This is a genomic window from Dyadobacter ginsengisoli DSM 21015 (assembly GCF_059568735.1).
In genome coordinates this window covers 26,884-46,978 of the sequence record NZ_JCANTY010000006.1, presented here as the reverse complement: position 1 = coordinate 46,978, position 20,095 = coordinate 26,884, and the positions used below count along the sequence as shown (strand labels likewise).

22 protein-coding genes are annotated in these 20,095 nt (G+C 50.5%); 8 read left to right on the top strand and 14 right to left on the bottom strand.

The window, feature by feature from the left end:
• Nucleotides 1-27 precede the first annotated feature (27 nt).
• Together BP71_RS22055 and BP71_RS22050 are read left to right on the top strand one after the other, a co-directional pair.
• Nucleotides 28-1,137: a hypothetical protein gene (locus tag BP71_RS22055; protein ID WP_496383238.1), complete on the top strand. Its 1,110-nt coding sequence runs from the start codon at nucleotides 28-30 to the stop codon at nucleotides 1,135-1,137.
• Nucleotides 1,138-1,141: 4 nt separating this feature from the next.
• On the top strand, nucleotides 1,142-2,260 hold the full coding sequence (locus BP71_RS22050; protein WP_496383236.1) for an Ig-like domain-containing domain: 1,119 nt from the start codon (nucleotides 1,142-1,144) through the stop codon (nucleotides 2,258-2,260).
• Between the two features lie 6 nt (nucleotides 2,261-2,266).
• Here the strand turns inward: BP71_RS22050 and BP71_RS22045 are convergent, their stop codons facing one another.
• The 4 genes from BP71_RS22045 to BP71_RS22030 all read right to left on the bottom strand — a co-directional run bounded on the left by BP71_RS22045 (nucleotide 2,267) and on the right by BP71_RS22030 (nucleotide 5,343).
• Nucleotides 2,267-2,995, bottom strand: a complete 729-nt coding sequence (locus BP71_RS22045) for a LytR/AlgR family response regulator transcription factor (protein WP_496383234.1) — start codon at nucleotides 2,993-2,995, stop codon at nucleotides 2,267-2,269.
• Nucleotides 2,996-4,159, bottom strand: a complete 1,164-nt coding sequence (locus BP71_RS22040) for a sensor histidine kinase (RefSeq protein ID WP_496383232.1) — start codon at nucleotides 4,157-4,159, stop codon at nucleotides 2,996-2,998.
• A 137-nt stretch (nucleotides 4,160-4,296) separates the two neighbouring features.
• Nucleotides 4,297-4,533, bottom strand: a complete 237-nt coding sequence (locus BP71_RS22035) for a hypothetical protein (protein WP_496383231.1) — start codon at nucleotides 4,531-4,533, stop codon at nucleotides 4,297-4,299.
• 189 nt (nucleotides 4,534-4,722) lie between these two features.
• Entirely contained in the window at nucleotides 4,723-5,343 is a 621-nt protein-coding gene (locus BP71_RS22030; protein WP_496383229.1) for an START domain-containing protein, read from the bottom strand.
• Between the two features lie 233 nt (nucleotides 5,344-5,576).
• On the opposite strand from BP71_RS22030, the gene BP71_RS22025 reads away from it, so the two are divergent.
• Nucleotides 5,577-5,804 carry a type II toxin-antitoxin system HigB family toxin gene (locus BP71_RS22025; protein ID WP_496383227.1) on the top strand — a complete coding sequence of 76 codons (228 nt, stop codon included), beginning with the start codon at nucleotides 5,577-5,579 and terminating at the stop codon, nucleotides 5,802-5,804.
• 15 nt (nucleotides 5,805-5,819) lie between these two features.
• Nucleotides 5,820-6,203, top strand: a complete 384-nt coding sequence (locus tag BP71_RS22020; protein ID WP_496383225.1) for a helix-turn-helix domain-containing protein — start codon at nucleotides 5,820-5,822, stop codon at nucleotides 6,201-6,203.
• Between the two features lie 176 nt (nucleotides 6,204-6,379).
• Here BP71_RS22020 and BP71_RS22015 read toward each other — a convergent pair whose 3' ends face one another.
• The gene (locus BP71_RS22015) at nucleotides 6,380-7,354 is read right to left on the bottom strand and encodes a phytanoyl-CoA dioxygenase family protein (protein WP_496383223.1); all 975 of its coding nucleotides are present in this window, start codon (nucleotides 7,352-7,354) and stop codon (nucleotides 6,380-6,382) included.
• A 167-nt stretch (nucleotides 7,355-7,521) separates the two neighbouring features.
• Here BP71_RS22015 and BP71_RS22010 point away from each other — a divergent pair, with 167 nt between their 5' ends.
• Together BP71_RS22010 and BP71_RS22005 are read left to right on the top strand one after the other, a co-directional pair.
• Nucleotides 7,522-8,367, top strand: a complete 846-nt coding sequence (locus BP71_RS22010) for an AraC family transcriptional regulator (RefSeq protein WP_496383221.1) — start codon at nucleotides 7,522-7,524, stop codon at nucleotides 8,365-8,367.
• 105 nt (nucleotides 8,368-8,472) lie between these two features.
• Nucleotides 8,473-9,117 carry a 2'-5' RNA ligase family protein gene (locus BP71_RS22005; RefSeq protein WP_496383219.1) on the top strand — a complete coding sequence of 215 codons (645 nt, stop codon included), beginning with the start codon at nucleotides 8,473-8,475 and terminating at the stop codon, nucleotides 9,115-9,117.
• A 45-nt stretch (nucleotides 9,118-9,162) separates the two neighbouring features.
• Here the strand turns inward: BP71_RS22005 and BP71_RS22000 are convergent, their stop codons facing one another.
• Nucleotides 9,163-10,125: a metallophosphoesterase gene (locus tag BP71_RS22000; protein WP_496383217.1), complete on the bottom strand. Its 963-nt coding sequence runs from the start codon at nucleotides 10,123-10,125 to the stop codon at nucleotides 9,163-9,165.
• A 348-nt stretch (nucleotides 10,126-10,473) separates the two neighbouring features.
• On the opposite strand from BP71_RS22000, the gene BP71_RS21995 reads away from it, so the two are divergent.
• Nucleotides 10,474-12,345, top strand: a complete 1,872-nt coding sequence (locus BP71_RS21995) for a gamma-glutamyltransferase family protein (protein ID WP_496383216.1) — start codon at nucleotides 10,474-10,476, stop codon at nucleotides 12,343-12,345.
• Nucleotides 12,346-12,370: 25 nt separating this feature from the next.
• Here the strand turns inward: BP71_RS21995 and BP71_RS21990 are convergent, their stop codons facing one another.
• Genes BP71_RS21990 through BP71_RS21980 form a run of 3 tightly spaced genes read right to left on the bottom strand, consistent with a single transcriptional unit; the run spans nucleotide 12,371 to nucleotide 16,076 of the window.
• Nucleotides 12,371-13,231, bottom strand: coding sequence for a GNAT family N-acetyltransferase (locus tag BP71_RS21990; protein ID WP_496383214.1), 861 nt, complete (start codon nucleotides 13,229-13,231; stop codon nucleotides 12,371-12,373).
• A 10-nt stretch (nucleotides 13,232-13,241) separates the two neighbouring features.
• Nucleotides 13,242-14,885 (bottom strand): ankyrin repeat domain-containing protein, encoded by a 1,644-nt coding sequence (locus tag BP71_RS21985; protein WP_496383212.1) that lies wholly within the window; start codon nucleotides 14,883-14,885, stop codon nucleotides 13,242-13,244.
• A 9-nt stretch (nucleotides 14,886-14,894) separates the two neighbouring features.
• Nucleotides 14,895-16,076, bottom strand: coding sequence for an acetyltransferase domain-containing protein (locus tag BP71_RS21980; RefSeq protein ID WP_496383210.1), 1,182 nt, complete (start codon nucleotides 16,074-16,076; stop codon nucleotides 14,895-14,897).
• Nucleotides 16,077-16,179: 103 nt separating this feature from the next.
• On the opposite strand from BP71_RS21980, the gene BP71_RS21975 reads away from it, so the two are divergent.
• On the top strand, nucleotides 16,180-16,593 hold the full coding sequence (locus tag BP71_RS21975; RefSeq protein WP_496383208.1) for a GNAT family N-acetyltransferase: 414 nt from the start codon (nucleotides 16,180-16,182) through the stop codon (nucleotides 16,591-16,593).
• A 9-nt stretch (nucleotides 16,594-16,602) separates the two neighbouring features.
• On the opposite strand, the gene BP71_RS21970 is transcribed toward BP71_RS21975, so the two are convergent.
• The 5 genes from BP71_RS21970 to BP71_RS21950 form a co-directional block, all read right to left on the bottom strand.
• Nucleotides 16,603-17,676, bottom strand: a complete 1,074-nt coding sequence (locus BP71_RS21970; protein WP_496383206.1) for a winged helix DNA-binding domain-containing protein — start codon at nucleotides 17,674-17,676, stop codon at nucleotides 16,603-16,605.
• Nucleotides 17,677-17,815: 139 nt separating this feature from the next.
• Nucleotides 17,816-18,283 carry a nuclear transport factor 2 family protein gene (locus BP71_RS21965; RefSeq protein ID WP_496383204.1) on the bottom strand — a complete coding sequence of 156 codons (468 nt, stop codon included), beginning with the start codon at nucleotides 18,281-18,283 and terminating at the stop codon, nucleotides 17,816-17,818.
• Nucleotides 18,284-18,291: 8 nt separating this feature from the next.
• A complete protein-coding gene (locus tag BP71_RS21960; protein WP_496383202.1) occupies nucleotides 18,292-18,675 on the bottom strand; it encodes a hypothetical protein in 384 nt (127 codons plus the stop codon).
• Between the two features lie 173 nt (nucleotides 18,676-18,848).
• Entirely contained in the window at nucleotides 18,849-19,316 is a 468-nt protein-coding gene (locus tag BP71_RS21955; protein WP_496383200.1) for a GNAT family N-acetyltransferase, read from the bottom strand.
• Nucleotides 19,317-19,392: 76 nt separating this feature from the next.
• Nucleotides 19,393-20,019 (bottom strand): SDR family NAD(P)-dependent oxidoreductase, encoded by a 627-nt coding sequence (locus BP71_RS21950; RefSeq protein ID WP_496383198.1) that lies wholly within the window; start codon nucleotides 20,017-20,019, stop codon nucleotides 19,393-19,395.
• Between the last annotated feature and the right edge of the window lie 76 nt (nucleotides 20,020-20,095).

The following is a 20,095-nucleotide window of genomic DNA, read 5'->3' as shown; positions in this document are numbered from 1 at the left end:
ATCAAACCGTTAAATACATATCAGACTATGAAAAAAATGTATTTCCTTTTGACGGTCCTGGCCGGGCTCGTATTGCTGGCCAACACGTCGCGCACCGCGCGCGGAAAGTACGGAATGGTGGTCGGTACCCCGGAAATCAAGTCGATCAGTGGCCTCGCATTCGGTCCGGACGGGATATTGCTGGTAGGCGATTCCAAAAGCGCCACCATCTTTGCAATCGACACCCGGGACGCTGCCCAGAATGCCCAACCGGCGCCCGTAGAGATCAAGAACATCGATCAGAAGATAGCCGCATTACTCGGAACGGAGGCCCAAAACATCTCGATCCAGGATATTGCGGTGAATCCGGTTTCGAAAAGCGTCTATTGCGCCGTTCAGAACAGTGACGGCACACCGGTACTGCTGAAAATAGACGGGGATAAAATCCAGCCCGTGACCACCCAGAACGTGCCATTCAGCAGCCTGGCGCTGAACAATGCACCCTCAGAAGATGCAAAAGACCAGCGTGGCAACCCGGTACGCGTTTCCGCTATATCCGACATCGGTTTCGCCGATGGAAAAGTCCTGGTGAGCGGGCTGGCAGGCAAAGAATTCGCTTCTACCTTCCGCAGCATACCCTTCCCGTTTGGCAACAAGCAGGATGAATCGACGCTGGAAATATACCACGCCGCGCATGGCAAATACGAAACGCTCGCGCCGATCCGCACCTTCACCACAGCCGAAATTGGTGAAAAAAAATACATTGTGGCAAGTTATACCTGCACACCGCTGGTTTTGTTCCCGATGGATGAGCTTAAACCCGGCACGCACGTGAAAGGAAGAACCGTCGCCGAAATGGGCAGCGGCAACTCCCCGATCGATATGGTGACTATGACCAAGGGTGGCGAATCATTCCTGATGATGTCCAATTCGGCCCGGCCTGTTTTCAAGGTTAAATACAAAAACATTGAAGCGTATCAGGGTTCGCTTACGACGCATGTGGCGGAAAGTTTTGCCACAGCCGGGGTCGACTTTGTATCATTGCCGGTGACCAACGTAATCCAGATGGACAAGCTCGATAATACCCGCATGGTTCTTCTGCAACGCCGTTCCAACGGCAGCCTTGACCTTTGGACTTCGAGTGAAAGATATTTGTAAGCAAATGAGCACAAAGAAAGTCAGACCGGATGCATGGTCCGGCCTGGCTTTTTTTGTGTGTTTTATGTTATGCCAATGCCGGCGGGCCAGTGACACTGACCGACTCCGCATCGACTGGAAGGAAGGCAAGGCGGCCGCTGTCCTTATTCCCAAAAGTTTGCTCGACCGCATTCCGGTCGATTCCCTTGACAAACTGGTCCAGGTGAGGCTTGCATCCGTTTCCGAACCCGCCTCCATCTTCGGCAGTTATGCCGATGCCAGCCAACACATTCGCTTTACTCCGCTGATCCCCTTTACGCCGGGGTTGCGGTACGGGCTTTGGCTCCGGGGAAAGCAATCGGATACCTTTGAGATTCCGGCGCCTGATCCCGCTGGTGCGCCGATGATTACCGCCATTTACCCTTCCGGGGACACGCTGCCGGAAAATCTCCTGAAAATCCACCTGTATTTCTCCCGGCCCATGCGGGAGGGACAGTCGGGAAAATATGTCTCTTTGATCAGGAATAACAGCGACAAGGTTACAGCGGCATTTCTGGACCTTCAACCTGAGCTGTGGAATCCCGAACGCACCATGCTGACGCTCTGGCTCGATCCCGGCCGGATCAAGCGCGACCTTCAACCTCACCAGCACTTGGGTGCTCCTATGCAGGCAGCCGCCAGCTACAAAATCTCAGTATCAGAAGATTGGCAAAGTACCCAGGGCATAAAGCTGTCCTCGCCATTCGTGCATGCATTTATAACTACGCAAAAAGACGGTCTTTCGCCGGTGCCTTCGCATTGGCAATTCGGCCTTCCTCCATCCGGCACCCGGGATCCGCTTGTGGTGCGGTTTGGAGAAGCATTGGATTACAGTTTACTGCAAGAGGTTTTTACAATCAGAGACGACGCTGGTAAAGCCATTCAGGGAAAATGGACGACTTCACGGGCAGAAACAGAGAGTATTTTTGAACCCGTCACCCCCTGGCGGTCGGGGAGCTATACGCTGCGGGTAGAGAACCGCCTGGAAGATCTGGCGGGTAATAACATCAGCCGCCCTTTTGACCGGGACGTAACGCGAATCAAGCAAGTGAATGCGGATAAGCGCTTCACCTACATTCTATTCCAGATTCCGGTGCCCCGATAAGTTTTTTCATCTGTTTTTATCCAGTAACCGGCTATTTACAACCTGTTCGATCACTTGTTCGCGGTAGTTGCGGCTGATCGGGATGCGATGTGGATGCATGAATATCTCATTTCCCTCAATGCCTTCGATCTTACTGATGGACACGATGAACGATTTGTGGACCCTTATAAAATGGCGGCCATCCAGGTTCTGTTCCAGATTTTTGAGGTTCAAAAGGGTAATGTATTTTCCCTTCCTGGCGTGGATGGTTACGTAGTTCTGCAAACCTTCGATATACAGGATATCATCGAAGAATATCTTTTCGTATTTGCTCCCGCATTTGATAAAGAAGTAATCCTCGCCTCCATCAGACCTGGGCCCCGCAGATTGCGTGAGAAGCCGGTAATAGTCCCTCGCTTTACCAGCCGATTTGAAGAAACGGTCGAAGGTGATCGGTTTTAGCAGGTAATCTAACACATTGAGCTGAAACCCTTCCAGTGCATAGCTCGGATAAGCGGTCGTGATGACTACGATAGGCGGTTTCTGCACGATTTTCAGGAAGTCGATGCCATTCATTTTCGGCATCTGAATGTCAAGAAAAATCAGGTCGACCGGCTCACGGTCCATTAGGCTCATTAGCTCTACGGGATTCTCGCATACACCTATGAGTCGCAAAAAATCGACTTCTTTTACATAATCCGCCAATCCTTCGCGGGCCAACGGTTCGTCATCGATTATCGCACAGTTCATCATCATTTAACCTGCATGATTTAAAGCCATTGGGGACAGATCCGGCATTTCCATTCTTTCAAGTGGGGCTTCAAAATGAATGGCAAACCGGTCGCTATCCCGCTGAATGTCGAGTGTATAAGCCTCGGAATACATCAGATCCAGCCTGCGTTTTACATTTTTCAATCCTATTCCCCCGTAATTCACGACTTGCGGTGCAGCATCCCCGGAGACACTGTTCACCAGATCAAATGACAGTCTCAACCCGCGGAGCCGCAGCTGCGCCCTGATCCAGTTGGGCTGATCGTCATACCTTGATATATGTTTGAATGCGTTTTCCATAAAAGTCATCAGAATGAAAGGCGCAATACCCAATTCTGCTTCGCCCGCTACTTCCACCTCGAACGAAACAGCCAGGTTCTCATTCTGCCGGAGTTTTTCAAGTTCAATGAAGTTTTCAAGATAGGCAATTTCCTTACTCAGCGGAATGCGATGGTCGTTGCATTCGTACAGCTGGTGCCGAAGCAACTCCGAAAACTTCGCCAGAGAAGCCGATGCCATATCCGGATTTTTATGGATCAGGAAAAAAATGGAGTTGATGCTGTTAAAAAGAAAATGCGGATTGAACTGGTATTTCAAAAAATTAAGCTCCGTTTCCAACTTCTCCTTTTCCAATACCTGCTGCCTCCGCCGGGTTTCAAGCCAGTTTTTGGCTAGCTTGATACTCATGGCAAAGGTAATGGCCGCGACTGTGGACGACAGCGGCCCACCCAGCATCATATGAAAGAAATCGTAATTCCCGGGCCCGAAAAACTCCTCCACTGTCTTCCCCGCCGCCCACGCCCCCACGTAGTAACCGGGGACGATCAATGCGGCGGTACAAACGATGGTGAGCAGCAGCCAGCTCAGGAACTGTACATATCTGCCCTTTTCGAGGTAGCGCGGTATCAGAAAATACAGGTTGAAATATACGGCGAGGGCCTGCAAGACGACGTAAAAGAAAAACTTGATCGCCGAAGAGGTAAAGAAAATACTCGTGACGACCTTGAACGGATTTCCGATAGCCACTACCCACCAGATGTAGTGATAAACAATCCAGAAAGGAATGTGGTACAGCTTATACCTGAAAAACCAATCCGCACGCTGCGGCGAATGGTTGAGGTCTGTATCAGGCTGGATGGGCTCGGTCATCGGGACGATCGGTCTTTGTCATCCTGTAATTTAAGGGAATGGATGCAAATTACCTTCCCGCCTACACGAAGCGTCCGGAATAAATGATGAAACGCCAAAATGGTCTGCACTGCGAGGCTTTTAACGCAGGGCAGGCATTATCCTAATTTAACGCCGCAAGGACATGCGGAACTTGTTTTCGCCCCGTTACTGTATTCCAGTTTCAGCTTTTTCCCTTTTTCTTCTGCTTCTTCCAGCAGCTCGAAGGTCCGTCGCTCCCCTATCATCAGCAATGACTGGAAAAGCACCCCGGCATACTTGCTTTCTGCGCTACCCGGCCCTTTTTGCTTGGCCAGGTCATTGTAATGTCCGAAAAGATCCTTCCCTTTTCCCATGATATTATGATTTGCACTGATTTTCAATAACCTATCTACTGCCTTGGGAATTTACACAGATCCCCATTTGCCAATTTAGAAAAATAATTATAAAAAATCACAAAAAATACATGCCAAAGGATCATCGCAGAGGGCTTTTATGAAATTTGATGGCCTGTAAATACAACTGGCTGTGCTACATCAGATTGTTTAGCGTACGCCTTGTCTTGACTTCAGCTCCCGCCGCATATTCAGAAAGGTTTCGATAGGTGCCCGGCATGCGAACAGGTTCACCACGTGTGGCGGAATGTGCCCGCCGGGATCCACCTGCAAGGTGTATTCGACCCATACTTTGTTCCCGGGTAACGGTCTGACGACCCATTCGTTCAGCGACCGGCTGATCCGGACTATTCCGTTCCGGACAGGCACAACGCCCGGCACAGCGGGCGCGTCTATTTTCACTATCCCGCTACCCGGATCCCGAATTACCTTGAGATGTGTCACGAAATCCCGGTTATCCAGTGGCCAGGGCAAACTCACCTCGGTATAGTAAATGAGTTCGGTATCCGACACGGATCTGACGAGCCGGCACGATTTGGTGTGGCAAACCCATTTCTCGGCCGCTTTTACATCCATCAACAGTGCTATCACCTCGTCTACCCCGGCATTCAACACACATTCCGCCCTCATCGCCCTGATCTTCGAATCCGGTACCGTTTTGGTATACACTTTTATACCATCCCGACCTGCAACATGCTTCCACTCCCTTTGCCCAAAAGCAAACGTAACGCAAAGGTAAAGGGCCAGCAAGGAGGTAATTGCATGTTTCATGGTCATGCAAAATTCTCATTTCAAAACCCCATTCAGAAGTGTATTCCGGGCTGGATGGCGGAAAGCAAGGTCTAACCGACAGAAAACCTGCTTCAACTGATAAACAACATTTTGTAACCACAAAATAACCATAGGTATGCCTAAACATACATTTTGCCTAATTAGTGATACAAATGACGGTCAGACCAATCAGAGTCGGCAGGTTTTGAAACTCAGCCAATTTGCTGCGAAACATGCTAATGCCGGTAAAAGTCGTAGAAGAGGCCCGTTGGATTCGGAATCTGGATGTGCTTCGCGATTTCCCGAATGCGAAGCTTATAAAAGGTGACAGAGCCCGGTTCAAGATCAATGGAAATAAGTATCGGCTTATCATCGAAATAGATTTTCCCGCCGGCATCGTAGAAATCCGTTTTATCGGCACACATGATGAATATGATCAGATAGATGCACTAACAATATAGCCATTTCAGAGTGTCATGATTGAAAAACAACAGTGGTTTTTAATCGAAACCGAAAAAGAATATCAACAGGCTTTGGCGCGATACGAACAGGTCAAACGTGCTGAAAAAGCTACACCTGAGTACCGGGAAAAGCAGTTATTGGTACACCTGATCTCTGAATACGAAAAAGCAAATAATACATTGCCCGAAGTAGATCCTGTTGAACTCATCAAAATAAGGATGAAAGATTTCGGGTACAAGTCTGCCGACCTTGCTACATTATATGGCGACAAAGGCACTATCAGCAAAGTTCTGAATTATAAACAGGCGCTTTCCATTACAATGATCCGCAAGTTCAGCGACCTGCTCCATATCTCCGCCGATTCCCTGATCAAAGAATATGATTTAAAAGAAATCTAAAAATAAGCCGAAACAGGAACCTTGAAAGTGCGACTCAACGGGGCTCCCCTCTCTAGTTAGAAACAAGTACGCAAAATCCGCACTGCAATTTTTCAGAAAACCTGCGCCGGCAGCAAAAAAGCACCGGTATCCCTTGTCCTTACCAGCTACTTTGCATAAACTAAACTGGTCAACCCCTATTCCCATCGGTCCAATCCGAGCAGTTTTCTGCCTAATCCACTCAATTCGGCAGTTTCATATTTAAGTTTCTCCCAATTTCTGGGATCGCCGGGAAATGCGTAACCCTGTGGTGCCTCCCGCTCCTTCCATGAACGGATACGCCATTGACGCAGCGCTTCGTCATCTTCCTGAGCAGGCATCATCGATATATACTGTGCCAGCCGCACCTTATCCTTGCTGCGGTTCGCTCGGATTCCGTGCGGTTGAGAGCTATTGAAGATCAGCAGGTCTCCCGCGTTCATTTTTACTTTAACCAGTTCAAAACCCGTCGTGTCCGGCTGAAAATGATTGCGGTCTTCCGGCTGTGTCAGTTTCCAGGTGTCGTACGTTCTGAACAACTCCGGAATGCATTGGAAGCCGCCCATATTTTCATCGTCCTGGTCGGCCAATGCAAGTACCCCCTGTACATTTTGCGGTTTGGTTTCAGGGTCGTAGTCCCAATGGATAAAACCCTTATAATCAAAGCCCGGGCGCAACGGCAGGTTCAGGTTTGCACGGTCGATCGTCACCCAGAGTTTCTCGGTCCCCCATATATCCGCAAATGCCTGATGTACTTTTGGATACTGACGGTTGTCCCACAAATACTGATGGTTATAAACCTCCACCATACCTGTATTGGTCAGCTCTTTCATCTTCATTTCTGCCCGTGGCGGTGCGTACCAGGTTTCGGGATCACGAGGGTCCTTTTCTTCAAACTCCCAGAGAAAATCGGCCAGCTTACCGACCTGTTCTTTCGGAACGGCATCTTTGATCACTATATAGCCATTGGTTATCCAGAAGTCCCAGTCCTCTTCTGTCAGCAGCCCCAACGGCTTCCCTTTGCTGCGGTCATTGAGCCGGACGGTACTCGACTTGGCGGTGGAAGGGTTGCCGGGAATGTTCTGATGTGCATTCGCGGGTGCCATGGTGGGGATCATAGTTTTCTGCTCCATTTTTGTCCTATTTTTTCGTAAATGAATGAAACAAAATTAGTCGACAAGCTTTCCGTTGTCCACCGCTGAAATAACCAACATTTGCTCTTGATTGATATAATTGCACAAACCAAAGTATAAATCCGCAAACAAGGAGCTTTTTATATACCCATCAAGACCTTATGCCTATGAAAGTGATCCGCGAAGAAATAGAGCCTGATCTGGGCAGCTCGTTCAAAGTCCTGCTGACACCCGGCCTCCATGATACGTTCCTATGGCATTTCCATCCGGAATACGAAATCGTGTATGTAGAAGGCACCAGCGGAACCCGGCACGTAGGGGACCATACGTCAGTTTACGAAGGCAGCGATCTGGTCTTCATCGGGCCTAATATTCCACATCTCAACTTCGACTACGGAGTACGTACCCAGTGCGAGCAGGTTATCATCCAGATGAAAGAGCATTTTCTGGGCAGGGATTTTATGAATATACCTGAAATGGCCACTGTCAAAACTCTTTTTGAACAGTCGCACTACGGACTTTCCTTTACCGGCAATACCAAGCAGCGGGTCGGCGAAGCCATGAAACGGATTCCGGGAATGGACCCGTTTGCGCAGTTGCTTGCATTGTTGCAAATCCTGAAAGAGCTGGGAGAATCTCCGGAAGCGACACAGCTTAACCACAAGCCGGCAGGAAACAAGGCATTGCAGCGGGAGCAGCACCGGATGGAAGCAATTTACAAATATGTCGAGACACATTTCGACCAGTCGCCTGATGTGAACTACATTGCCGGCGAGGTCGGTCTGACGACAGCAGCATTCTGCCGTTTCTTTCGCCAGCACACCCGCATGACGTTCACCGATTTTGTGAATCAGTACCGCGTCAATCAGGCCAAAAATTACCTGCTACTCGACAAATCCGTGTCCGAAACCTGCTTTTCAGTGGGCTTTGAAAGCCTTTCCTATTTCAACAAACTGTTCCGTCATGTGGTGGGAGAAAACCCTTCGGCCTTCAAAAAGAGATATTTGAAGTGATTTTTTTGATATTTAAAGGATCAATATTTTGTTATTTAAAATATCTTATATTATTTTTACAAATGAAATTTTGTAACAGAAATTTTATTACACTTCATCAACATCATGAAAGCCATTCACTTCAACAACAACGATTGGAGTACGATCACGAACATCCGCAACCACATGTTCGAGTATTTGCTGGTCTTCTCCTGCGATGCGGTCACCGAGGCTGCGATCGGCACTGTCAAGCACTATTTTCAAAAGCATTACGGGTGCGAACACGCGGCGAACCTGCGCCCGCACCTGACGCTCTTCAACTGCATTATTCACGACAATAAACTGGACCGCATGATTCAGGGATTTCAAAAGGTCGCTCAGCACACGGCACCCTTTCGCATTGAACTGAACCGCTTCAATCAGTACGAGCGCGGCACTTTCTACGTCGACCTGGAAGATGGTGTTTCCAATCAGATCATGGGCTTTGTAAAGAAGCTGAAATCCGACACTTCTGAGCATTTGTCGCGATGGGCAGGAGAGTTCAGGTTCTGTACCGATCCACATTTCACCGTGGCAAGGCAAATGACGGATCTTCAATTCCAGAGAGCGGTTGCAGAATGGCGGAACAGCCAGTTCAACGCCACTTTTAAGGTAAGCGAAATGAGCCTGCTACGCAGATCGCTGGTCAACGGTTCCAAATTCGCAGAAGTGACGCGTATCCCGCTGGCCGGCCTTCCGGACAAAACATTTGTTCAGGGGTCGCTATTCTGATAAGCCAGCGGCCCCGTTTCTGGCACGAACGGGGACCGCCGCAGGTTATTTTGTCAATTCGGTTTCATAAAGCATTTTTCCCGTATGGTTAATGGCCTTCACATTTAGCCGCTTACTATCCATGGAGAAATAAAGAAACCCGTTTTCGGAGGCTTCAAAACGACTGTAAGGCACGCCTGCTGTCACGTGAGTGAGTTCAGAACCGGCTCCTGAGATAAACTGATGCGGATGGCCTTCAGGCTTTAAATGCTGCATGGAGTGCTCATGACCCGACAGATACACATCCACGTGATGCTCATTGAATACCTTGGTAAGGATTGAACGGATCGCCAGTGTATCGCCGTTTTTAATACGCGGTCCTACCGTATAGCCAGGATGGTGACCGACCACGATCTTCCATTTGACATCAGCGGATGCGCCGCGCAATGTCTCGCTGATCCATTCGAGGTGTTTGGCCGCGCGGGGCTTATCGTCGTCATCGAGCAACTGGTTGGTATCTATCATCACAAACTGCACCTTCGCCGCCTCTTTACCCAACTTTACCTCCCGGGCATAGTAGCGATCGGGCATTTTCCAGCGACGGCTTACGTTGCCATACCGCACCTGCGCATCGGGATCGGCCAGATAATCGTGATTGCCCAGCACGGCATACCAGTCGCATTGCAGCGCGTGCGCCGTGTACACATTCTCGAACGAATAATGCCAGAGCGGGTCATGCTCGCTGATGACACCCCTTGGATAGAAGTTATCACCGGTAGAAATCACAAAGCTATTACGATGCGTAGTCGCCCATTGCCCCATTTGCTTGCCAACTTCGAGTTGCAGGTACTCCCCGCTTCTCCCCCAGTCGCCTAATGCCATAAAATAAAGCGAATAATCGTTGGCTAATCCCGCCTGCCCGGTCAGATCTTCACTATCCAAATGGGTTACCGGCGCTTCGCCGAATGTTTCCAGCGGGTTCAGTAACGATACGCCAAGGGTAGTCCGTACAAAGTCTCTGCGCTTCATATTGAAAAATTTAGGTAAAAAAACCGGCCACACAGCACACTGGTTGTAAGTAGCCATTCTGTATAGCGTCGAAAGAAGGGAACGGGCTATTGATTCCTGGCAAAATTTTCATTTCCATGTATACAATGCGAGCCTGTCTGCATTTGACAGGTATTTTGCAAGTATTTACCGACAGTCTCCATGCACATGGTTTTGGCAACGAAAAAATGGAAATTGCCAGGATATCAAAGTACGTCGAACATTGGGGATCAAAGCAATCTAGCGAAAGTAATGGCCGATATTTCGGCCTGATGTGCGTTAAATGCCCCGGGTTTTGTAATTTGAAGATCGGTCCCTAATCTTCTACCCATGAAACCAAAACTCCTTTTACACACGATGATCGGACTGGTGTCTTCATGCCTGAGCGCCTATTCCCAGTCATTTAACAACTTCCCGGTAACAACCCAGAAACCGCCCCTCCATGGTAAACACTGGATGGGCATCACCGGCAAGCCGCTTGCCGCGACGGCCGGAGCCATGATTTTTAGTAAAGGTGGTAACGCGGTCGATGCTTCCTGTGCAATGCTCGCGGCCACCTGCACCATGTGGGACGTACTGAGCTGGGGTGGCGAAACGCAGGCATTGCTGTACAACCCGAAGACCAAAAAGGTCATCGCCATCAATGCGATGGGTGTCGCCCCAACCGGCGCCAGCGCCGAATTTTTCAAAAGTAAGGGCATGAAGTATCCGCCGGAATACGGACCGCTGGCCGCCACCACGCCCGGCACACCCGGCGGACTGATGACGATGCTCGCGGAATACGGCACAATGAGCCTCAAAGACGTACTGGCACCCGCCATGCAAATGGCGGAAGGCTACCCCATCGAAGCGCAGACAGCCAACTCCATTGAAAAAGGCAAAGATCAGATCAAAAAATGGCCGTATTCTACCAAAGTTTTCTTGCCGCATCTGGGGCAGAAACGAGAAGCGCCCGACGCCGGCGAGATCTTTGTCCAAAAAGACTTGCGGGCCACTTTGCAAAAACTCGTGGATACCGAGCAACAGGCGCTAAAAAGCGGCAAAAACCGAAAAGATGCCATTTATGCGGCCTATGACCGTTTTTACAAAGGAGATATTGCCAAAGAAATTGCCCGCGGATGCCAGGAACAGGGAGGCCTCATCACGGAACAGGATATGGCCAACTGGAAAGTGAAGATCGAAGAGCCGCTGATGACCACCTACAAAGGCGTCGAGGTTTATAAAATGCAGCAATGGACACAAGGCCCGGTCATGTTGCAGACTTTGAATATGCTGGAAAACTTTGACCTGAAAGCGATGGGCTATAATTCTTCCCGTTACGTGCATACGCTGTATCAAACAATGAATCTCGCCTTCGCAGATCGTGACTTTTATTACGGCGACCCCGCATTCGCGCCCGAAGAGCCCATGAAAGGATTGCTGTCGAAAGAATATGCCAAAGAGCGGATTAAACAAATCAACTGGGAGCAGAACGATGCCAAAACCTTGCCGGGCGACCCCTATCCGTTTGAAGGTAAAAAGAACCCTTATACCGATCAGATCAAAGCTTGGGGCAATTTCCATGCATCGCTCAATCGAAATGCGAACGGGCTGAATGAGAAATTCATGGAGGAGTTCACGGCGGGCACAACTTCGGTGGAAGCGGCCGACGAAGAAGGCTGGGTCGTGAGCATAACGCCTAGCGGTGGTTGGGTACCTGCATGCATTGCGGGTAATACAGGTGTAGGGCTGAGCCAGCGCATGCAGTCGTTCGTACTGGACGCGCGTGAGAACCCCTTCAATGTAGTGGAACCGGGAAAACGGCCGAGGGTAACGCTGACACCAAGCCTGGCCATGAAAGACGGCAAACCGTTTTTGTCTTTTGCCAAACAAGCCGGTGACGAGCAGGACCAGTTGCTCCTTCAATTCTTCCTGAATGTGGTGGAATTCGGAATGACGGTCCAGGAAGCGTCCGAAGCATCCAGCTTCAAAACATTACAGATGTACGCCAGTTTCGGGGCGCACGACAAAGACCCCGGCGGGCTGATCCTGAACCAGTCCATGCCCGACTGGACCCGCAAAGAACTGTCACGCATGGGCTACAAGCTTAGTTACCAGCCCCGCACGAGCGGCCCGATCAACGCGATTTACTTTGATTGGCAGCACGGCAGTTTCTGGGGTGGTTCCAGCAACCATGGCGAGGATTACGGATTCGGATGGTAGACTCATTCCAACCAAATAACCGCAGTTACGGCGTATCCGGACGATCAATCATCCGAACCATGCCAAAAGCCCGGCCAAAATCGGTCTGCTGATAAAAAGGAGCAAGCGATTCGGCGGTAAAAAGACCTACCAGAGATTTATTGGGAGCGTTGGCATCCAGCCAACGCTTCACTTCTTTCATGATCGCCGACCCGACCCGCTTACGCTGCCAGTCGGGATGAACCATGACGTCCTTAATATAAAAAAAACTAAGCCCGTCACCCATTACCAGGGCACAGCCGATCGCCTCTCCCGTTTCCGAGTTTTCGGCTACCGCAATAAACTGCGTGGCATCGATTTTCCTTTGCAGGAGTTCATCTGTTGTCTGTATGGGCTCATCATCGGCAGCCTTATTCGACCAACCTACAGAACTGGCCAAATGCCTGTACTCTGCGGGTGTGAGTTTTCTTCCCACGACCCGAACTGTTGCCGGCATCGCCTCCGAATGCCTTTCATCACCAACTGACGCGGGCTCGGCAAATGAAATGTAGTAGCCGTTGATATCGCGGATAATGTATTCGTTGTAACCATACGGTTGGCGCGCCAACGGCATCACAATCTCTGCCTTACGTTCCTGGTGCAGCTGGTATAAAGTTTCAATATGGCTCACCCGCATCCACACCGACTGCCGGTTCGGCCGCACGCCCGATTCCGGATCCAGTGAAAACTGAATAAATGCATTGTGCCATGAAACACCTCCATGATTGGGTGGTGTTCCCCAGGTCCACTGTCCCGGAAAACCCAATACTTCGTGCCAGTACTTCACTGTCGCCTTCACGTCGCCAACGGACAGTACCGGTTCGGCATGTGAGAAAATGGGATCGGGTTTTTCCACTGGTTGCATCATGGTATTTGTTTCAATCCCGGGAGCCCGGCCGACCGGCCAAAATATCACAAACATCGCGATGTCCGCGTCTCTCGGCCCAGGCCATTGGCCGAGCCCAGAGTTGCTCTGTTGGCAATTGCGGATTGGCCCCTTTCTCGAGTAGGAATTTCACCATCTCACCCTTACCAGCCCGGGCTGCCCACCCGAGAGGCGTCGTGCCATGTTGCTCATCGATTACGTCTATTTCTGCTCCGTGATCAATAAAAATCGCTGCATTGACGACGTCACCGCGTTCGGCGAACCGATGCAGCGGCCGTATACCCAGCCAGTTGGAAAAGTTCGGGTCCATTCCCCGGCTGAACAACAGTTCGGTAAGCTCCCGCGATTTGATCGCGTCCTGCGGCCCCTGGCTATTGACACCCACGGAAATATTCCTGGCAAGATCCGGCTGATAATGCAGCATGAGGTGGACAAAATGATCATTCCCCTGACCGGCGGCTGTTTCAAGTGCAGAGGCATCGTTCGCCAGTGCAGGGTTCACTTTCAGAACGGCGGCAGCGGTTTGAATATCATCATAATGCGCCAACAGATCCAGCGAGCGGGCGGCACCATAAGAACAAAGCAGATCTATCATCGCTTTGTCGCCCCGTTCGATGGCAGCCGTGAGCGTGTCCGCCGAGCTTTCCACCGGTACATTGGGGTGCGCACCGTGTTCCAGCAACAGTCTGACAATATCGATGTGATTGTAAACGACAGCCGAATGGAGCGCATGCCCCATAGGCGCAATGCCTTCCTCGGGCAGGTTCGGATCCGCGCCGTGTTCCAACAACAATTTTACAATGTGGATGTGCCCTGCCAGAGCCGCATTCTTCAACGGCGCCCCCGAACCCGGGTAATAGGTCACATATTCTGAAACTTTGTTGGCCAGGGAAGGGTCGGTGTCCAGCAAAGCCCTTACCCTCTTTTCGTCACCCTTTAATGCGGCCATGCAGATATCAACATAGGCCCCTTTGGAAACCAGATGAAGGTAAATGTCATTCGGTTTCAACGCCACCTCCTGGGGTACATCCCGCCAGCCGCGGTAAGAATAATCGCCGTTGGTGAGCTGAATAGGTCTTGCACCGTCGGGCCGTCGGGCGTTGATATCTGCACCACGTGCCAGCAATTCGTCGATCATTTCAGGCTGCCGGGTCATTACAGCCCAATGAATGGGTTGGTTACCAGCGTCATCACGTGCATGCGCAGCCGCAGGAGACGATTCCAGTATTTTCCGAAACAGAATCATATCCCGGTCACGGATCGCTTTCGCAATCTGTTCCCCTGTTTCCGATCCTTTTTCGCGGTTCAATGCGCGTTCAAGAAGCTCCTCCATTTGTTTCAGGCCACGGTCGCGCGCCATCTGGATCAACGAATCTCCTGTGCCGGAATCAAACGGGCTTGCCTGATGTTGCAAGAGGTATTCTGCTACTTCCAGCTGGTTCGCCTGCACTGCGAAAGACATGGGCGTACGGTAGTCATAGGTACCGCGTACCAAGGAAGGATCTTTCCCCAGCAGGGATTTGGCGGATTCCATATCGCCGTCCCGGGCGGCACAAAATATTTGCCAGACATCCGTCCCCAGGCCGGTCGACCAAAACAGCGGCTCGTGCTTACGAAGTGCTTCGGGCTGTCTCATGTTTTCCAATCAAATGTATTTCAACCACTTCTGCTCCGGATGTGCCCTTTTATACCCCGCATACCATTTGCAGGCCCGGTAAAGCAATATCACATCGATTACAAATACGAGGTAGAGCAACGGCAAGCTCCAGCGGTATTCTTCAGGCATTTGGGTAAAAGGTGCGCTGTCGTACCATTCCTGGTGAACGGCCCCGTACAATACGATATTCACGACAAATGCAGACAGGTGGATCAGCAGGAGATGGAGGAGATAAAAAAACATGGGAACCTGCCCGAATATTTTCAGGAAACGGGCTAACCAGCCGCCTGCCTTTTCGGCCCAGGGAAGCAATGCGATAAGCGGCCCGAGCGTCATCAGCAGGTAAAGCTGCGATGCAGGATATTTGCGCTGGTTCAAAAGCTGGAAAATAAATGGCGGATCACCGGCTTCGGGCGTCCGCCGGGTAATGATGATACTTGCAATGATCAGAAACAATGCGATCGCAGAAAGCCCGATGCCCAGGAATATTTTCCTGCGCCGGGCAGGCCCCAGTAACAGGATCTGCCCAGAACCATAACCTGCGGCCATAACCCCGATCCAGGGGACGATCACATACAATACCGAGATACCCTCCCAGGTTTCCAGTCCCGAAGTGTAAATAAACTCCCAGAATCTCCCCAAGGATGCGCGGGAATCTTGCGGCAACCAGTAGGGAACCTTTGCAAACAGGTCCTGTACCACGATAATCACCAAGCCGATGATTCCCACGACAACGGGACGGAGCCATATAAACGCCGCCATCAATACCATACACCAGCCCAGCATCCATATCACACCCAGCAGCACAAAATTGGAATAATCGATCCCGAAAGTCCAGAAAAACCGGATGACGGTCAGTTCCAGCACGACCAGCAAAAGGCCGCGTACTACCAGGTATCGGGCTAATGCAGCCCGGTCACCCAGCTTGTGACCGTACAGGAATATGCTGGCACCGGCAAAAAAAGCAAAGCCCGGCGCACAATAATGCGTAATCCACCGGGTGAAGAAAATGCCGGGAGAAGGGCCACCGGGCGGCTGACCTGAGTAGACCCGCACGTGGTCGATGACCATCAGGACCATGATCAGCCCGCGGACTATGTCAATGGATTGTACCCTTGCAGAGCCCGGATGTCTGATATCCGGAACTGCTTCGAAACCTGAACCTGGCATAACCGACATGTTTTAAACCGTAAAAATTAAAACCGGTTGGGGTAACTTTGCACGAAAACGAAATGATCGTGTAGTTAATCAATTTCCGCATTAATTAAAAGAAATGGATTCCATTGAAATTCAAAAAGTTAATACTGATCAAATTCTGAATATCCGCCACCGCGTGTTGTGGCCGGATCAATCTCCGGACTTCGTGAAAGTCGCCGAAGACGATACCGGCTTCCATTTCGGACTGTATTACGATCAAAAACTCGTTTCAGTCATTTCGCTTTTTGCAGAAGGCGAAAGCATTCGTTTCCGCAAATTTGCGACCCTGCCTGAATTTCAGGGTAAAGGACTTGGTTCCCGGTTACTGGAACATGCTATTGATTTCTCCCTTCAAAACCATTACAGTAGAATGTGGTGCGATGCCCGCAGCAGCGTCCTGGGATTTTACGAACGCTTCGGTTTCCAAAAATTCTCAGAGCCTTTTTTCAAGGAACGTGTCGAATATTACAAAATCGAGCGGGTGTTCTGACGCGCATACTTAGCCGAACGTCACATCCTTTTTACCTATGAACCGGGCATAGGCAGCACCGGCCGCTTCCAGGGATTTCTCCGCGGTGTCCGGCATTTTACTCAGGGGTGTGATTTCAATACGGACCAGGTCTTTTTTCTCCGTCCTTCGCCACGCGGCTACCACCTTACCTTTGACCGTCACGACCGGCTTGAAGATCCCACTACCCGACTCCGGGTTCCGGGCCACCGCATCGTCCATAGCGGCGCTCCGATCGGCATAACCGATGGTAAGCTCGTCGAAGGCAGGGATCAGCATGGCTTTCGCGATTACTTTTGGCACCTCGCTTACGCCGGTGAACAGATACTCCCGGTCTCCGATCTTCGCTGTTTCAAACCCAGCACGTACCGCTTCGAAACCCAGTCTGGAATCCGTTATCGACAATCCGCTCCACCAGGCAAAATCCTGGACGGTAGCTGGTCCGTGACTGGCGAAGTAACGTCCCGCCAATGCGGCCAACGCTTCCTCACGCGGCACAGGCGATGCTGCGGGAACCTTGTGATCAAACAATGCATAAGTAAACTTCTTACCGCGCCGGGCACCGTTGCATATCACTTTGTCCAGTTCTGCACGAAACATAATGTGCGTCGCACGAAGGTTGTCCGTCTCGACACCTGCCTTGTTGACTTCCGCAATGACTTCTTCCCGCGTCAGCTCCCTGCCATCTTCCAGCAACCTTCCGATCAGATCATTAGTCAGACTAAAAACCGAGTCGTCCAGTTTTAATTGCCGGTACATGGTTCCCGCGAGCTTGTTCACGTGCGGCGCAGTAAGGTCCATCATCCAGCGGACATCCTCCGGTGCTACAAAATGCCAGGTAGGTCGCATGATATGCGTCCGGATCATCCGCCCGTCATCAACCGCCTTCTCAATGCTGGCATCCGTGGCCTTTTTAAGTCGTAAACCCAATGCCCATTTCGCCATGGCGAAATCCTGCGCCTGGACTGCGCCCATCCAGGCTACCAATGCACCAGGATCAGTGAAACCGGTATCTATAAGTTGTTGATTGAAAAGACGTAAAGCGGCAATATCGGATAAGGTCATGGCTGTTGAAATTATGTCGTTGAATAGTTGGCAGGATTTTGCCTGCCACTAAAATCAGTATTTATACATAAAAAAGAAAACCCTGCCAACCGGAATGGCTGACAGGTATTGATGAAGTGTTGAACTGAATCTGCATTTATCACGGCATCGGTCCCCAGAATGCATTCTCCTGGTCAATGTCTGATGTGTAGATGACCGCATGGACAATCTTACCATCCCGGACCGTATACAGGTCAATGTTCTCCACATCTAGTAAGGCTCCGTTGGGCTGGGCCGCTTTCCAATGCAGGATACATGCTACCTTATCGTCGTAGGCATCGAAGTATCGTACACTTTCGAGCCGTATGGTTCCTTCCGATAGTTGTCCCATCGTTGCGCCCATTTGCAGGAGCTCGGCTTTTGATTTTTTCGCACCGGAGATGCGATTGCTTCCCGGTTGCTCCCACACCAGATCAGGATGGAGATAGGAAGCAAACTTTTCATTGTCGTGTGCCATATAGGCGGTCAGGAATTCTTTTACAGTTTGAAGTGGCATGGATTTGTCGTTTTGAGTTATTACTGAAACAGTTGTCATGATTGTAATGAAAATGGTGAGAATCGTTTTCATGGCCGTATTTATTTGGAAACCAGCATTTGCTTGAGGCCTGCGGACTGTAACCAGGCCATGGCCGCAACCCATACCGCTACCGCGCCGATGAGTACATAGCCGACAACAGATATTGCGAACGGCTGGAACAGGACAATACTCGCACTGCCGATCACCCATAGCGTGTCGAGGGCGATGACCAGCCGTACGCCGCGGACGTGTACGGGGCTACTGCGGCTGACCGAGAAGACGAGAGCAGCAAATACGGTCAGGAAAATTCCTGTTTCGATGAATGGCATGGTGGCAGTCGTTCCGAACAGACCTGCGATGGTTTTCGGGAGAATAGCAAGCGCCAAACCGGTTACACCTGAACTGATTGCATTGATGAGCATTACATTTTTGAGCGTTTTCATGTTGCGATTGTTTGATTGAAATTGGATGCAACAAAGGTATCCCTGAGCCCTCGCGACAGACTTACCCGAACGCGCCAACGACTTATCATTTCATGACAACGCGCAAAAAAGAGACCCCGGAGGCGCGATGGCCTCCGGGGTCTGGTAATTAAATTCGTAGTTGAAGGATCGGCTTAGTTGCCGGTCGCAAGACGCATTTCGGTCAGCATTTTTTGGAAACCGGCTTTTTCATACGCAGAAACGGCCGGTAGATTATCGGAGTAAACCTGCAATCTGACTTCATCCAGGCCCTTACTCCTTGCCCATTCCACCAGCCTGTCGATGATCAGTTTGTTGATCCCTCGCCCGCGCATATCCGGCTCCGTGTACATAAAACCCAGAAAGGCATATCTTTCAAACCGACTGTAAGGTTTGGCTTCCAGGATACGCGCATGGCCGCTGGCGATCAGGCGATCGTCCAAAACCGCCACAACCACCTCGGCCTCCTCGCTCCGGATCATTTTTTCGAGATCGTAGTAGTGGAATTCCTCAGCGACTAACGTGTCGTCGAGCGGCCTTTCATTGGCAATCAATTTTTGTTCAAATGCAAGAAGCGTCGGTAATTCGTCTAACCGGGCCTGGCGGATGTGAATGTTCTCCATTGTGATGTTGATGTGGTACCATCACAAAACTACTATTTCAGGTCGCTGTGCAAACATTTTGCAAGAAATAATCGGATTACTCCCCCGCCGACACCCGGCTTTCGCGGTAGCCTGGCAGCACACTTCCGAGGATCGCCTTTGCCCTTCCGGCTGTCTCAGGTCCTGCGGGAACAGGCAGGCTGAAGCTACTGATATGGAGGCCGGAGTCATATAATTCAGCATTCAGATACTCGGCAAAACGCATATTAAAGGTCAGTAATACCTGCTCCCAACCCGATACCGGATAAGACGAACACCACAAATCGACCACCCGTGCATGCGCATGAAGCAACAGGTTAGGCAGCAACTGGTGCAGGTATAAGGTACCGCTGGCGTGATTGGTCTTTAAACGACGGTCCAGGCTGTAAATGTCATAATCAACGAGCCGCTGATGGAGGCCGGTTTCAGCGTAATTCACCAGTATATCGACTTCAAAGTGGTCATTGATTTTTTCACAAACCGAGATAATGCTGGCCGTATCCGAATCGTCTGCCACAAAATAATGTACGATGACCCTGTAAAGCCGGATAATTTCGCCCGCGGCGGCTTTCAATGCACTTTCCTCGGCCCCAACCAGTATCAGATGCCGCTGATGAGCCGCAAGGGCCATTGCAAACGTTTTTCCCCACTCGCTGTCAGCCCCGCGGACTACCGAAAAATTCATAGTGTTGATGATTTGATAAAATAATTCCGATGCATTTAAGGTCAAATGCATTCAGAGTTGTCTGTTATGTAGTGCA